This window comes from Paenibacillus sp. FSL H7-0442, assembly GCF_038593105.1.
GTDB lineage: Bacteria > Bacillota > Bacilli > Paenibacillales > Paenibacillaceae > Paenibacillus > Paenibacillus polymyxa_D.
In genome coordinates, this window is sequence record NZ_CP151963.1 from 2269007 (window position 1) to 2285048 (window position 16042).

12 protein-coding genes and 2 pseudogenes are annotated in these 16042 nt (G+C 45.0%); 9 read left to right on the forward strand and 5 right to left on the reverse strand.

All coding sequences use genetic code 11. The annotated features are described in order from the left end of the window. Positions 1–13: 13 nt before the first annotated feature. Together MHH57_RS10465 and MHH57_RS10470 are read right to left on the reverse strand one after the other, a co-directional pair. Positions 14–244 (reverse strand): annotated as a pseudogene (locus MHH57_RS10465) (MFS transporter); the annotation flags it as partial. 112 nt (positions 245–356) lie between these two features. Beyond that, entirely contained in the window at positions 357–1370 is a 1014-nt protein-coding gene (locus tag MHH57_RS10470; RefSeq protein ID WP_165147398.1) for a LacI family DNA-binding transcriptional regulator, read from the reverse strand. Positions 1371–1676: 306 nt separating this feature from the next. Here MHH57_RS10470 and MHH57_RS10475 point away from each other — a divergent pair, with 306 nt between their 5' ends. From MHH57_RS10475 to MHH57_RS10500, 6 genes and pseudogenes are all read left to right on the forward strand, one after another. Further along, on the forward strand, positions 1677–3065 hold the full coding sequence (locus tag MHH57_RS10475) for a glycoside-pentoside-hexuronide (GPH):cation symporter (protein WP_039273459.1): 1389 nt from the start codon (positions 1677–1679) through the stop codon (positions 3063–3065). Positions 3066–3482: 417 nt separating this feature from the next. Then, a pseudogene (locus MHH57_RS10480) lies at positions 3483–3656 on the forward strand (metallothiol transferase FosB); the annotation flags it as partial. A 77-nt stretch (positions 3657–3733) separates the two neighbouring features. Further along, on the forward strand, positions 3734–5128 hold the full coding sequence (locus MHH57_RS10485) for an MATE family efflux transporter (protein ID WP_069010230.1): 1395 nt from the start codon (positions 3734–3736) through the stop codon (positions 5126–5128). A gap of 201 nt (positions 5129–5329) precedes the next feature. Next, positions 5330–6310 carry a S8 family peptidase gene (locus MHH57_RS10490; RefSeq protein ID WP_029519069.1) on the forward strand — a complete coding sequence of 327 codons (981 nt, stop codon included), beginning with the start codon at positions 5330–5332 and terminating at the stop codon, positions 6308–6310. A 149-nt stretch (positions 6311–6459) separates the two neighbouring features. Further along, positions 6460–6642 carry a tetratricopeptide repeat protein gene (locus MHH57_RS10495; RefSeq protein ID WP_029519070.1) on the forward strand — a complete coding sequence of 61 codons (183 nt, stop codon included), beginning with the start codon at positions 6460–6462 and terminating at the stop codon, positions 6640–6642. After that, entirely contained in the window at positions 6639–6788 is a 150-nt protein-coding gene (locus tag MHH57_RS10500) for a hypothetical protein (RefSeq protein ID WP_239645263.1), read from the forward strand. Before MHH57_RS10495 ends, MHH57_RS10500 begins: the two co-directional genes overlap by 4 nt. Positions 6789–6944: 156 nt before the next feature. Here the strand turns inward: MHH57_RS10500 and budA are convergent, their stop codons facing one another. Together budA and alsS are read right to left on the reverse strand one after the other, a co-directional pair. Then, positions 6945–7691, reverse strand: coding sequence for an acetolactate decarboxylase (gene budA / locus MHH57_RS10505; protein WP_029519072.1), 747 nt, complete (start codon positions 7689–7691; stop codon positions 6945–6947). A 163-nt stretch (positions 7692–7854) separates the two neighbouring features. After that, entirely contained in the window at positions 7855–9564 is a 1710-nt protein-coding gene (gene alsS, locus MHH57_RS10510) for an acetolactate synthase AlsS (RefSeq protein ID WP_029519073.1), read from the reverse strand. 517 nt (positions 9565–10081) lie between these two features. On the opposite strand from alsS, the gene uxaC reads away from it, so the two are divergent. From uxaC to MHH57_RS10525, 3 genes are all read left to right on the forward strand, one after another. Beyond that, positions 10082–11506: a glucuronate isomerase gene (uxaC, locus tag MHH57_RS10515; protein ID WP_342435070.1), complete on the forward strand. Its 1425-nt coding sequence runs from the start codon at positions 10082–10084 to the stop codon at positions 11504–11506. A 175-nt stretch (positions 11507–11681) separates the two neighbouring features. Then, positions 11682–13082 carry an MFS transporter gene (locus MHH57_RS10520; RefSeq protein WP_029519077.1) on the forward strand — a complete coding sequence of 467 codons (1401 nt, stop codon included), beginning with the start codon at positions 11682–11684 and terminating at the stop codon, positions 13080–13082. An 87-nt stretch (positions 13083–13169) separates the two neighbouring features. After that, positions 13170–14174: a LacI family DNA-binding transcriptional regulator gene (locus tag MHH57_RS10525; protein WP_029519078.1), complete on the forward strand. Its 1005-nt coding sequence runs from the start codon at positions 13170–13172 to the stop codon at positions 14172–14174. Between the two features lie 99 nt (positions 14175–14273). On the opposite strand, the gene poxB is transcribed toward MHH57_RS10525, so the two are convergent. Next, positions 14274–15998 (reverse strand): ubiquinone-dependent pyruvate dehydrogenase, encoded by a 1725-nt coding sequence (gene poxB, locus MHH57_RS10530; RefSeq protein ID WP_029519080.1) that lies wholly within the window; start codon positions 15996–15998, stop codon positions 14274–14276. Between the last annotated feature and the right edge of the window lie 44 nt (positions 15999–16042).

Sequence of the window (16042 nt, forward strand, 5' to 3'; positions counted from 1 at the left end):
GATGCAAGCACAGAAATAATACTCCACTCCAGGTAATCAGGTGTGTTCCCATCTGTGATAGAAACCATCCGCCTAAGGTGGTGCCAATCGTGACACCTAAATTTGCAAAGGAGACAAACAAGCTATTAGCAAATTCAGGTGCTTCTGAGGCCTCCGAAGTTAACCAAGTTTGACTTACAATCAGGCCGCCGGTAAAAAAAGCCCCCCATATAATTATTATTATAATCATGGGAATGTAGTAAGCTCTTTTGGGAAAAACTTTGCAAGAGAACGTTTCCATTATTCAGCGTCGGAGCTGACAAAATCCATCCTAGCCGGTGAAGCACTTCCAGCAACCGCGTAGGAACATGCAAAGATTAGGATACCCCATGTTTTACACTGCTGTCCCGAATTTCTAACTGATGCGATATGGACCAGTGGACAGCCGCCAATTCCTCTCCTTTAATAAGCTTAATGAGATTGCGGGCGGCGACCATGCCCAGTTCGGATGCTGAATATCGGACAGTTGACAATTTAGGCCGGATTATTGTAGCCATATCAATGTCGTCAAATCCCAAGAAAGAGACCTGTTCAGGTATTTTCACCCCATTCTCGGTCAGAAAGTTCATAGCGCCTATGGCAATTCGGTCCGTCGCGCAGAACACCGCACTGGGCAATGGGCCTGAATGATAAAGTTTTCTCATAGAGGTTACGCCGTCTTCAACTGAAAAGCCGCTTTCCAACACACGTTCAGGACGTACTGGCAGGTGAGCGGCCTTCAATGCCTGTTCATAGCCCAAAAAACGCTGACTGCCCACTGAAATATCTCCCGCAGCTCCCCGCAGCATCGCGATATCCTGATGTCCCTGCTGAATTAGATAAGTTACCGCTTCAAAAGCAGCCGTTATGTTGTCAACATGTACGGAAGGAATGGATTTGTCTCGAAAATCCCGTCCGACAAGGATGCAGGGAATTCCCGCCGCTTCAATGAGCGCGTATAGCGCATCCCGGATTCCGTCTACCGATATGATAATTCCGCTCGCCTGCATTTCACGGAACATATTGTAATAGTGTATTTCAGAGTCCGCGTCCCCCCCTGACAAGGCGATTATGACATCGAAGCCGTATAGATGCGCTACTTGATTGATGCCTTCAACCATGTTATCAAAGACATTGTTTTTAATCTCGGGCAGAAGTACTCCAATCAGAGATGTATTATTCTTTACCAGTGTCCGCGCTATGGCATTTGGACGGAATTGAGTGGCTTCAAGGACATCTAGAACTCGTTTGCGTATTTCACTGTTCACCGTCTGGCTGTTATTGATCACTCTGGAAACCGTTGAAATGGAGACGTTGGCCATTCGAGCCACATCTTTTATAGTCATTTTCATTGTACACACCGACTTTCAAGCAAGTATTTATTTAGAAAAAGGTTCTCAAAGTCAATTGAATTTATTATATCAGTTTATTGAGTTTAACAAAGATTCCAGAGCAAAGAAAGCGCTTGACCTTGGTTTATAGGGGGAGTATAATCAACTCCGGAAAACGTTTTCTAGTATTTTCTGGAGATAAATGATTGTTTTTACCAAATAACTAGCTGAATTCAAGGTATTTCGGCTTGTTTTTTTGATTATCAAGAAAACGTTTTCCTTATGGCTTGGGATTGTAGAGAATAACAAGGGAAAAGGAGCATGAGCATGAGAAGTTCGAGCGATATTGTTGTAATGGGAAATGAGGCTTCAAAGCAAACCGATTCAAATATTACGCTGAAAGAAAAGATGGGTTATGGATTCGGTGATTTTGCCAGCCAGTTGCTGTTTGCCGCCGCAATGACTTTTCTGTCCTACTTTTACACAGATGTAATCGGGATCAGCGCCGGGGTCATTGGTACTTTAATGCTAGTTGCGCGTGTACTGGATGCGTTTATTGATGTCGCGATTGGGGCTTTGATCGATAAAACGAAGAGCAGACACGGGAAAGCCCGTCCTTGGTTACTGTGGATGTCCGGGCCATTTGCGTTGTCTGGAATTCTCTTGTTCACGGTTCCAAGTGGAAATATGACGATCACTATTCTATACATTTACGTTACCTATCTGCTGATGAACATTATCTATTCCAGCATTAATGTCCCTTATGGTGTGCTTAATTCCATGATAACGCAGGATTCTTACCAGCGCTCTCTTCTTAATATTTTTCGTATGTCTCTGGCGAATATTGGTGCCTTGTTAATTAATTATTTCACCCTTCCGTTAGTGAAGTCGTTCGGCGGCGGTCAAAAGGGGTGGATTTTCACCTTTATTCTGTTTGGTTTGCTCGGAACCTTCTTATTTCTCGTTACCTTCTTCAGTACCAAAGAAAGGGTTACTCCATCTGTTGTACAGAAGCCAATTCCGTTTGGACGTGCTTTTGGAGCGCTGATGCGTAATAAGTATTGGAAATTGATTCTTGGGTTTGCTGTGGTCTATTTCATAAATAACTCACTGGGCACAGGTATGAATATTTACTACGCACGTTATGTGTTAAAAGACGCCAATCTGATTGGGGTGCTCGGCATATCCTTACTCCTTCCTTCCCTGCTTGGTTATCTGTTATTGCCACCCGTCGTCAAGCGGATCGGGAAACGAAATTCATCCATTATCGGAAGTATCCTCCTGATTGTGGGATCGCTTGTTATTGCCGTCAGTCCCGCAAGTCTTATGGCGGTCTGCCTGGGACTCGTTATTAAAGCGCTTGGACATGCCGCTATTCTCGGAACCTTCTTTGCCATGTTGTCAGATACCATTGAGTATGGCGAATGGAAGACAGGGATGCGCACCGAAGGACTGGTGTACAGTGCGGGTAGTTTCGGCACAAAAGCGGGAGGCGGTTTCGGAGCGGCACTCATCGGTTGGGGACTGGCATTGGGAGGATATGCTGGTGGACAAGCTACAATCAGTGCCACAGCGCTAGCGTCTATTCATTTCATGTTTATCTACGTTCCAATTATCTTGGCTGCCCTGCAAATTGTATTGCTGGCATTTTACAACCTAGATAAATTATTTCCCGGTATTGTCAAAGAGCTTGAATTCTTAAAAAACGCTAAATAAGGAGAGGAAAGCAAATGGAGAAGAAATGGTGGAAAGAAGCCGTATTCAAACCATTATCCACTAAAATTTTTCCTGAATTCTTTGCTTCCTTTTCAGTTTCTATTCTTTGAATCTCATATTTATCAGAACTACAAGGTAGGTCAACTAAGTTTATGAAGCTCATTGTCTGAGAAGCCCATACTTTAGGCTTAGGAAACGTTAGCTGAATTAAAGAGCGGTAGTCTAGAATTTAACTATGAAAACCAAGATGTTTTTTTCTTGACCAGTTTTAAAAAAAGGACTATAACATCAATCTTGATGATGTTATAGTCTTTTTTTGATAAGAAATTATTATTTTAACGAGGTCTACCTGAACGAAAACCACAAGAAGGACGTTCTGCAATGGACAATCGAATCATGTTGAATACCACGCTTATCAAGCTGAGAACTTTTAATGTCATCATTTTGTCCGGACGAGAACGGAATGAACAGGACAAAAGGCCAGTCTATTTTACAGATCCAGACGGACATAAGTATGAATTCCACACAGGACAATTGCGGGACCGCCTGGAATATTATAAAATGAAAAAGCATATGACTTTTTTTGAATGAGTAATTGTTATCGATATAAATGATATAAGTAATAAGTAAGTAATGATTGGGTTCGCATTTAGGAGGAATACGAAAGGATGTCACTGTCTCAGGAAAACGCTTCCAAGCAAGCGCAAGTCGTTAAAACGATGACGGTTTTTGCAATCACTTGGCCGATCTTTATAGAGATGTTGTTTCACATTTTGATGGGTAGCGTGGATACGTTCATGCTAAGCCATGTTTCTGATGAGGTTGTATCGGCTGTGGGTGTGTCCAGACAGTTGATTGAATTTACGATTATACTTTTCAATCTGCTTGGTCTTGGTGTAGGTGTGATCATTGCTCAGCTATTGGGGGCGCAAAAGCATGTGGATGCAAGCCGTGTTACGGCTTCGGCACTAACCTTTAATCTGGTGTTTGGTCTGGCATTGAGCTTGATGTTTATTGTCAGTCGGGATTTTTTGCTATCCTTTTACCATATTACTCCGACGATTAAGGAAAATGCAGAGATTTATATGATGCTGGCAGGGGGTTCGCTGTTTCTGGAAGCGCTCATGCTAACCGCGGGTCCGGTTATTCGATCGCATGGTTTTACTAAAGATACGATGATCGTGGGCATTGGTATGAATATTTTACATATTACAGGAAATGCATTGCTCATTTATGGCTGGTTTGGTCTGCCGCAGATGGGAGTGGCGGGAGCAGCGATTTCAACGGTTATTAGCCGTGTTGTAGCATGTGTCTGGATTTTTCTACTGCTGTACAAGCGTGTAAGTGCGCCGATTCGCATCCGGTATTATGTACAGCTACAATGGAGTAAGCTGGTAGCCATTCTGAAGATTGGTATTCCTGCCGGGCTGGAATGGTTGTCTTATCAGCTTAGCCAAATGATGGTGACCCGGTTTGTCAGCTTTATGGGTACAACGGCAATCGCAACCCATTTTTATTCGAATACAATTGTGTACTTTTTTATGGTATTTGGAATGGCTGTAGGGGAGGGGACGGAAATTATTGTTGCCCGCCTGATTGGAGCAGGAGACAAGGAAAAGGCCTATCATCAACTTTTACGGAGCCTGAAATGGTCTTTGATCATTACGATTGCTGTAATCGTGGTAGTATCCTTTTTCCGATATGAAGTGATGGCGATCTTTACAGATGAGCCGGCGATCATTCAATTAGGGGCAGCGATTTTGCTTTTCTGTATATTGCTGGAGCCGGGCCGAGTGTTTAATCATGTTGTCATTAACTCCTTGCGAGCAGCGGGAGATGTTCAGTTCCCGTTAATGATGGCCATAATTTCAATGTGGGGGATTAAAATCCCGTTAGCATATGTGCTGGGCATTCATATGGGATATGGAGTGCTGGGTGTGTGGATTGCACATGCCTGCGATGAGTGGGTACGAGGCATTTTCCACTATTTACGCTGGAAGGGCCGGAAATGGCAGCACAAATCGCTGTTATCCAAGGCTGAACTTCAGGCGGAATCCGTCTAAGGCTGATAGAGAACCTACAACAGACATTCTCCAAGTGAATTGGGGGATGTCTGTTTTTTTACAAAAATAAGCAAAATGGGGATGTTCAAAGTTTTCAAAAATTGCTAGAATATAGTAACCTCGAATGTAGTAGAGGTTTTCAAAGTTTCATAGTTTCAAAGACGGGTGGTTTCCGATTGAATCCATGAAGGAGGGAATAGGATGGAACGTAAAGTGCATATCATTCCTTACCAAGTGATCAAGCAGGAGCAACAAGTGAATGAAATACCGCGAGGTGTAGAGCTGATTCAGGCTCCTGCGGTATGGAACCAGACTCGAGGCCAAGGCGTGAAGGTGGCGGTGCTGGACACGGGCTGTGATTCGGACCATCCTGATTTGAAGGCGCGCATTATTGGCGGACGGAATTTCACGGATGATGATCAAGGTGATCCGGAAATTTTCAAGGATTATAACGGTCATGGCACGCATGTGGCAGGAACCATTGCGGCAGCAGAAAATGCGGATGGTGTCGTGGGTGTTGCTCCAGAGGCAGACCTGCTCATCATCAAAGTGCTAAACAAGCAGGGCTCCGGTCAATATGACTGGATTATTCAAGGCATCTATTATGCGATTGAGCAAAAGGCAGATATCATATCGATGTCACTTGGCGGTCCTGAAGATGTGCCAGAGCTGCATGAAGCAGTAAAAAAGGCTGTAGCTAGCCAAATCTTGGTCATCTGTGCAGCTGGAAATGAGGGAGACGGTGACGACAGAACGGACGAGCTTGGCTACCCCGGCTGCTATAATGAAGTGATTAGCGTAGGCGCTATCAATTTTGACAGGCACGCCTCAGAATTCAGTAATTCTAATAATGAGGTGGATTTGGTTGCACCCGGAGAAGATATTTTGTCCACCGTTCCGGGCGGCAAATATGCGACTTTTAGCGGAACTTCGATGGCTACTCCGCACGTAGCAGGTGCATTGGCGTTGATTAAGCAGCTGGTAAGTGCGAGCTTTGAGCGTGATCTCACCGAACCGGAATTATATGCACAACTCATCAAACGCACGATTCCACTTGGCAATTCTCCTAAGCTGGAAGGCAACGGTCTATTGTACTTGACGGCAGTAGAGGAGCTCTCGCGTATTTTCGACGCACAGCGTGTAGCAGGAATACTAACTGCAGGATCATTGAAGGTTAAATAAACCGTAACTTCGGATATATAGCGGCTCTCCTGTAAGGAGAGTCGTTTTTTTGGATTTTAAATCTTAGGAAAAACTCCATTTACATTGCATTCAAATGTCGGGTAACATATATCTCAAAGATAGGCATGAGTCAGAAGTGGAGGATTAATATGAACGATATCATGGCGCAAGCTGGCGAGCTTAGACGAACAGGGCAAGCAGAGGAAGCACGAAAGCTTCTTTTGAAGGCATTAGAACAGCAGCAAAATGATGCAGAATTGTGGTATCAGACCGCTTGGACACAGGAATGGACGAATTTCCGGATTACAGACCGTTTCGGGTATTTTACGTGATGGTATTATATAATCTGGGGGAATTCGGGAAAGCCATGCAGGAGCTGCTAATGGAGGTGGCTGAGACGACCTCGGATTTATCTACACAGGAGTACTCACGTGCCATTCAATATTATGCAGATAAACTGGATCAGATCGAGACATAGGTGGACCGGAGTGAGAGCATAAGCAGTAACGTATATATACGCTCGTACATAAAAAGATCACAGTCAGAGAGCAGTAATTCTCTTTCCTGACTGTGATCTTTTGCTGTTTATTGTTTGGCTATAGGGTCTGTAAATTGATGAGTTAAATAGCTGCGATTACTGCGCACCTTCAGTAACGGCGATTTCCTTCTCCAGGTTTTCTCTGGACAGGTTGGCCTTCAAGTAATCCGGGGTATCGGGCAGGACCAGGTGCAGATTGGATTTTTGACAAATGCGGATGGTGCACTTTTCGACGATAAAATCAAAGACATGCCCACCCCCAGTGCGTTCATCGTTAATAAAATGCAGATGAAATCCGGCTACCCCAATACCTTGAGCATAGGCAGGTGTCCAAAAACCTGTAATCACCCCAGAAGCGTCGTTAAAAGAGAACGTAGGCTGAGATTTGGTCGCTTCGATAAAAGGTTTGTAAGGCTTCACCTGGTGAGGGACGGTACGTGTCTTTACTTCACGAAAAGTGCCATCCATACGGAAGGCATAGAACAGATTACGGCTTGGAAACAACTTTAACAGCAGAGCTTCCAGCTCTTCACGATGCATGGGGCGGTCAATAGTATATGTGAAATCTTCATGGAAAAAGGTGACGGTGGAAAAAGGTGTGGTTTCTTCCGGTTTTACGCGATGGGCCGTACCGTCTGGAAGCAAGTGATAGAATTCACCATCGAACGCGATCATCTCGCCATTCAGTTGATCAAAGGTACCAATCCCAAAATCCCCGTGCTTTTGCAACTCCTCAAAGGCAACAACTCCGTCATAAAGACCATCTAATAGAGCGAGCATAGTGGACGTTTGGTAAATATCATGGTCAGTTTCTTGCTTGGTTTCCAGTCCTGCAACGGTCATGGTAATACACTTCCTTTTGTAATTGTATGCATTTATTTTCTTTCTTTTTCAATAATAAACGTAAATTTTCAGTAAATAACGAGAATAACTCAAAAAAATCATAAAAAATAACGTTTTGCTCCATAATTGTCACGAAAACGTCACGAGTAAGTCTTGGTAAAGGTTAGTTTAATTGATTTGGCAGCAGTTTACGTCCCAACTGGATATTATCTTGATAATTAATCGGGATATCAACAACCACAGGACCATCCGTATGAAGTGCCTGCTGCAATACACTTTCCAGTTCTTCAGGAGAGTGCACGCGTAATCCGGTGGCCCCGAAGCTTTCAGCATATTTCACTACATCAACATCTCCAAATTTTACACCGGAAGTTCTGCCATATTTAATCTGTTGTTGAAATGCGACCATGTCATAGGTACCATCTCTCCATACGATATGCACTAGCGGAGAGTTAAGACGTACAGCGGTTTCGAGCTCCATGGATGAAAACAGAAATCCTCCGTCTCCAGAAATAGAAACGACTTTTTGACCGGGGTTGACGAGTGTGGCAGCAATCCCCCAAGGCAGTGCTACGCCCAACGTCTGCATTCCGTTGCTGAATAGAAGGCGCCGCGGTTCATACGAACGGAAATATCGTGCCATCCAAATGTAGTGTGAACCAACATCACAGGTGACAGTGACATTATCGTCGATCAGGCTGCGCAGTGTACGAATAAATTGTAATGGATGAATCAGATAATCGTGACTGTGTACAGGAACAGCTTCTTGCTCGTTTAGATCATGACGAAGACGATTTAATTGGTCGCAGGAGGCTTTAGGTAGCTTTAAGGTAGGCAATTCTTCTGCAAGGCCACTCACAATCAGGGCTATATTCCCGATAAGCTCGTGATCAGGTTGATAATCATGATCAATATCTGCTTGATGATCATCCAGATGAATAAGGGTTCGGTTCGCAGGAATATTCCAGTTTTTTGGATCATATTCAATAGGATCATAGCCAATCGTCAGTACCAGATCTGCCGCTCCAAGAAGCATGTCACCCGGCTGATTATGGAACAGACCGACTCTCCCAAAATAGTGGCTTTCCAGCTCCCGGGAAATGGCTCCAGCGGCCTGAAAGGTTTCAACCACAGGCAAATCCGTGTTTCGAATCAGTGCACGGATGGCTGCTGTAGCTTCGGGTGTGCTGGCTTTCATACCGAGAAGGAGTACGGGCAGCTTGGCTTTTTTGATTTGGCCTGCAACTTGTTTGATGAGCTCGGCGGGTGCGGTTCCAAGCTGGGGAAGGGAAACCTTCTCAATGGCGGTTACTTCGGATGACGAAGTCAACACGTCCTGCGGCAGACTGACAAATGTGGCTCCAGGCTGGGCTGAGGTCGCAATCCGAAATGCATTAGTAATTGCTTCCGGTACACTATCAGGATGTTCTACTTCTACACTGTACTTGGTGATGGGTTCGAAAAGTCCGGCGTTATCCATAGATTGATGCGTGCGTTTCAGGCGTTCTGATCTTGGGACTGCACCAGCAATGGCGACGACAGGATCACTCTCTGCATTAGCGGTGACAAGTCCTGTCGCCAAGTTAGACGCGCCTGGACCGGAAGTAACAATGCATACGCCCGGTTTACCTGTTAAACGACCGACCGCTGCTGCCATAAAGGCGGCATTTTGTTCATGACGGCATATGATCAATTCTGGACCCCGATCTTGAAGAACATCAAAAACAGAATCGATCTTGGCACCTGGAATGCCAAAAATATGCGTAACCCCTTGCTTGATCAAACAATCGACAACAAGGTCGGCTCCTTTTGTATCGGATTTGGTTTTAGTTTTAGTTTGAACAGCTTGAACTTTGGTACTCAATGCTACCACCTCTTCTTTTCATCTTTGAAATAAACCAATGAAATACTTTCAATGTAAAACAATGGATGTATATTACAATTATAATGCAATAACTGGTATTTTCAAGAAAGAAATTTTCTGAAAAAAGAGAAAAACACATAAAACGTTTTCAAAGTTTGATTTATCGGGGAAAATTAAAAATTGTAGAATTTTCTTTTGGTATCAGCTATCGGGAAAATATAGAACAGATCTGCTCCAAATGGCAGTAGGCCATTTTTTTTATTCGCTCACATGATAAAAATCACTTTCGTCTACAAAGGATAGCGGTTACAATGTAATTGTTGTTAACGTAAACATTAAATTTAAAGTGAAGTAATCCGGCTTGAAATGATGTGCAGGTATCGTATTACAGCTATATCATCTTGCCTAATCACGAGATCTGCTATGTGGTGGAGAATGCTATTATTGAAAACGAGTACAGTACAAGCATTTTTGTTAACGTTAACAATTTGTTGAGAAACACGATTATAGAAGGGATGAGAAAGTAATGACTAAAGCGTTTTTAGACGAAAACTTTTTGTTGAGCAATCCAACGGCTGAAATCTTGTATCATCAGTACGCCAAGGATATGCCGATTATTGACTATCATTGTCATTTAAGTCCACAAGAAATTTATGAAAATAAAGCGTTCAAGAATATTACGGAAGCTTGGTTGTACGGAGACCATTACAAGTGGAGACTTATGCGGGCCAATGGGGTTGAGGAACGCCTGATTACGGGGGATGGCGAAGATTATGACAAGTTTATGGCTTGGGCCAAAACCGTACCTACACTAATCGGCAATCCGCTGTACCATTGGACGCATTTGGAGCTTCAACGCTTTTTTGGTGTCTTTGAGCTGCTGAATGAACAGAACGCACCAGTGATCTGGGAAAAGGTAAACCAAAAGCTGCAGGGAAAAGGCTTTGGCGCACGTGATCTGATTGTGAACTCGAAGGTAACTGTGGTGTGCACCACGGATGATCCGACAGACCATCTCGAATACCACAAACAAATCAGCAAGCTGACCGATTTCCCAGTCGCAGTGTTGCCAAGCTTTCGTCCCGACAAGGCTTTGGAGATAAATCGCGAAACTTTCCGGCCTTGGGTGGCTCGGTTGGGTGAAGTCAGCGGACTGGATGTTTCTGGCCTGGAAGGATTTTTGAATGCGCTGGCGAGCCGGGTGCGCCATTTCCATGCTGCCGGAGGCCGAGTATCTGATCATGCGCTGGATACTGTAGTCTATGAAGAAACGACACGGGAGGAAGCTGCAGCCATATTCAATAAGGCGCTGGAGGAAGGCCATGTGACTCCTTTAGAGGAGGCGAAATATAAATCGTACGTTCTGGTTTTCCTTGGCAAACAGTATGCAGAACATGGCTGGGCTATGCAATACCATATCCACGCACTGCGTAATAACAACACTACTATGTTCCGTCAATTGGGACCGGATACAGGCTACGATGCCGTAAATGATGGCTCTATCGCTCGTCCATTGGCGGCATTGCTGGACGCACAGGAGCTGGCAGGAGGATTACCGAGGACCATTTTGTATTCGCTTAATTCGGTTGATTATCCAGTACTGGCAAGTCTCGCGGGTTGTTTCCAATCCGGTGGAAATGTGGGGAAAATCCAGTTTGGCACGGCATGGTGGTATAACGACCATATCGAAGGTATGCAAGAGCAGATGAAGTTGCTGGCTAACTACGGGGTGCTGTCCCGCTTTATTGGTATGCTGACGGATTCCCGCAGCTTCCTCTCCTACACACGCCATGAATATTTCCGCCGTATACTCTGTGACTTAATTGGAACGTGGGTTCAGGAGGGTAAGGCGCCTGAGGATCTGGAGCTGCTCGGAGCCATGGTACAAAACATTTGCTACAACAACGCCGAGCAATATTTTGATTTCCCAACGGTTGTTCATAGTAAGTGAAACTACGCCCTAAGGCGAGGACTCACTAACTTCATAAGAAAGGGCTCTTGCCGGGAGCTTGTTTCAAAACTCCCGGCAAGAGCAATTAAAAATAAAATAGTTATCAACTGGGGATTTTGCAAAATCCAGAACTAATTTTGTGAAATTAATTACAAACATAGGGGAGTGTGTAGGTATGGGAGTGCCTATCGTGCAGGAGAACGTCCAAACTGACAACAAGACAGGCGAGCATATTAGCCTGAAAGAAAAGATTTCGTATGGTATGGGTGACTTTGGAAACGGATTCATGTTTGATTTGGGGCAGTTGTATTTGCTGAAATTTTTTACAGATGTAGCAGGGGTTTCTGCAGGAGCCGCCGCAGGCATTTTCTTGGTCAGCAAGCTATTTGCCGCCGTCTGTGATCCCATTGTCGGGTCCTTTGTTGATTATCGCAAACATATCGGTACACGTGGAAAATTTAGACCTTTTCTTATTGTTGGAAGCGTTATCCTTGCAATTCTTACGGTTCTAACCTTTATATCGCCGAATATTTCACCCACAGGAAAACTCATTTACGCCTATGCGTCCTATATGATCTGGGGGATCGGCTACTCTATTGTAAACATTCCATACGGCTCGCTAGGTGCCGCTATTACACAGGATACTCATCAGCGTGCTTCATTGTCATCTTTCCGTCAGGCGGGATCGCTGGGCGCATTATTCGTCACCAGTGTCGTTGTCATGCCGCTTATTTTACTATTTCCTAACCACCATGTTGGCTATCCGGTTGTGATGGGGATTATGTCACTCATTGGTGTGATCGCTTTCATCATATGTTACCGAGGAACGAAAGAACGTATTATTAGCCAGTCCGGGCCAAAAGAGAAGCTATCTATAGGCGTTATTGTGCATACTTTTACGAATAACAAGCCTTTGCTGGTGCTCGTTTTGATGACGATTTTCACTATATCCGCGTACAATATTAAGTCCGCTCTGCTGATCTATTTTGCCGAATATAACTTGGGGCATGTAGAGTTAATGGCTTATATGAATTTTATTATTATCGGTTCGTCGCTACTGGGTGTATTGTTCCTGCCCAAGCTGGTACGGCGTTTCGGTAAACGAAAAACAGCCATACTGGGGATGCTGGTTAGTGTCATTGCCGACTCCATTAACTTTTTTATGCCTTCAAATGTATACATTTTCACAATCCTGGCCAGTATTTCGTTCATTGGTATTAGTATTCCTAACGGGGTGACCTGGGCATTCGTGTCCGATATTATTGATTATGGCGAATGGTCATCCGGGGAGCGTAAGGAAGGGATTACTTACTCGTTATTTAACTTTTCACGTAAGTTGGCTCAATCCTTGTCTGGCTTTCTATCGGGTATTGGACTAGCGCTCATCGGGTATGTTCCGAATGTGGTTCAGTCCTCTGGAACCCTGCTTGGGATCAAAGCATTACTTTGTCTCTATCCGGCTGTTGCCCTGGCTTTGGCCATGCTGGTCATCGGTAAAATGTACAAGCTGACGGACAGCAGACATGCAGAAATGGTTCAAGAATTACAGCGTCGACATGCGGACAACCGCGTATAATTTGTGAAAGTCTTCTTTTCCGGGCGGCTCCTGTGGTATGGTGGGTATATAATTTTTTTAGAGCCTCACTAAGGAAAGGATACGTATATGGCAGCTACCATTAAAGACATTGCCAAATTGGCTAATGTTTCCCATACAACCGTCTCCCGGGCGCTCAATAACAGCCCGCTGATTAAAGAAGATACGAAACGCAAAATTATGGAGTTGGCAGAGCAACTCAATTACATTCCAAATTTTAATGCCAAAAGCCTAGTTCTCCAGCGCTCGCATACGATTGGCCTGTTTTTCACCAGTATTTCAGAAGGCACAAGCTCCAGTTTTTTTGCCGATACCATCCGCGGTGTTAATCATGTCATTGGGGTAGATTACAATCTGTTTGTGCGAGGAATTGACGATTACGCTGATTTTTCGGCCATACACCGCAAACGTTTTGATGGTATCATTCTGATGAGCCAGAGCGAGGCGGACAACCCTTTTATTTATCATGTGCTCGGTCAAGGCATTCCGCTTGTTGTTCTGAATCGGCAGGTGTCCGGGGCGGGGATTGTAAACGTGATTTCTAATGATAAAGAAGGGTCCTATGAAGCGGTCTCCTTTCTCGTTGAAAGTGGGCATGAACGCATTGCGATCATCGAAGGGGTAGAAGGCTTCAAGTCTACCCAGCAACGCCGCGAGGGTTTTATGAATGCGTTGATTGATAGTGGTAAGCCCATTCGACATGAATATATCGTGCAAGGTCATTATGATACTGAAAGTGGTAGCCAGGCAATGAAGCAATTGCTTTCCTTGCAGGAGCCGCCGACAGCGGTATTTTGCTCTAACGATGATATGGCTATTGGGGCAATGAATGCGGTATTCGAAAACGGCTTGAAGGTACCAGAGGATATCTCTGTCATTGGTTTTGACGATATCGGGTTCTCAATGTATACGACTCCACCGTTAACAACAGTCAAAAGACCGATTGAACAGATTAGCGAGCGCGGAGCCGCCTGCATTCTGGAACGAATTCAGTCACCGTCCAATGAGGGCGAGCTTATATTTATGGAGACCGCGCTCATGAAGCGGAAATCAACGGCAGGCAGACCACACTAAGTTTCGTTTGATTAACAGGCAGGCCAAAGGGGCAGAAACCATGCGAGACTTATGGTTTCTGCCCCTTTTAGGCTGAAATGCGTTCTGCTTCGTCTATATTTAACGAAAGAGATTGGTTTTAGCCAGTTCTACAATCTCGTCACCACGTCCGTTTAGCATCGCTTTCATCATCCACAGTGTAAATCCTTCTGCTTGTTTAAGATTAATTTTGGGTGGCATGGATAGCTCCTGGCGGTTCACCACCACGTCTACCACAACAGGGCCATCATGAGCCAATGCTTGCTGAATGGCATCTTCCAGCATGGTCGGATCTTCAACCCGGATGCCCTTGAGTCCCATGGCTTGCGCTACAGCACCAAAATCAGGATTCACCAGTTCAGTACCGTTTTCCAGAAATCCGGCCGCTTTCATTTCCAGCTCGACAAAACCGAGAGCGCCATTATTGAAAACAATGACTTTGATAGGCAGATGATGCTGCTTCAGGGTGAGCAGGTCGCCCATCAGCATCGTGAGTCCGCCATCGCCTGAGAGGGCAATCACTTGTCGGTCAGGCTCAGTGGCCTGTGCTCCAATCGCTTGTGGTAACGCATTTGCCATCGTACCATGGTTGAACGATCCGAGAAGCCGGCGCTGACCGTTCATCTGCAAATAACGCGCCGCCCATACAGTGGGAGTACCGACATCACAGGTGAAAATAGCATTTTCCTGCGCGGCGTCACTGATGACCTTGGCGAGATATTGCGGATGGATCGGCGTATGACCTGGTTTACCGACAGCAAGGTCATCCAACTCCTGGCGTACCTTGGTATAGTGGGAGACGGTTTTCTCTAGATGCTTGGAATCATGCTCTGATGTTAAATGCGGTAGCAGCATTTCCAACGTGGCTTTTACATCCCCACATAAACCATACGTTAACGGAGTACGTCTGCCAAGATGGGCTGGCTCTATATCTACCTGTAGGACAATCGCATCTTCAGGGTAAAATTGTCTGTAAGGGAAGTCTGTTCCGAGCATAAGTAGGACGTCACAATCCATCATCGCATGGTACCCGGAAGAATACCCGATCAGTCCCGTTAATCCAGCATAATAAGGGTTGTCATACTCCAGATATTCCTTGCCTCGCAGAGCGGATACCATGGGGGATTTTAACTTGTCACATAGCTGCATGAGCAATTCATGAGATTGTGAACAGCCGGCGCCGCATAGTAGCGTAATTCGTTTGCCTTGATTCAAATATTCGGCCAGTCGGGAAATTTCGGAAGCTGACGGATGCACTACAGGTGTAGTGGGATGGTAGACATGTTCAGGGACGGGTACCTTTTCCGCCCCCAATGCTGCTACATCACCGGGAAGAACAATGACGGAGACACCTGAACGTGAAACTGCCTGTTGAATGGCCATGGTCACCGTTCTGGGAATTTGACGCGGTGTCGTAATAACTTCACAGAAGTGACTGCATTCTCCGAAAAGATGCTCAGGATGCGTCGCTTGAAAATATTCGCTTCCGATTTCGTCACTTGGAATGTGAGCGGCAATAGCCAGTACAGGCACACGATTGCGGTGACAATCATATAAACCATTAATCAGATGCAAATTTCCGGGACCGCTGCTTCCGGCACATACAGCAATGCTGCCACTAAGGTCAGCATCCGCTCCGGCTGCAAAGGCAGCCACTTCTTCGTGCCTTACATGAATCCATTCGATTTGACCATTGCTGCGAATGGAATCCACCATATTATTTAGAGAATCTCCAACAATGCCATAAATCCGCTTGACCCCTGCATTGACCAAAACTTGTACAATAGTATCTGCAATTGTCTTCATAGATGTTCCTCCTGCCTAGTAAGTAGTGTTATCCTGCCCGTGCT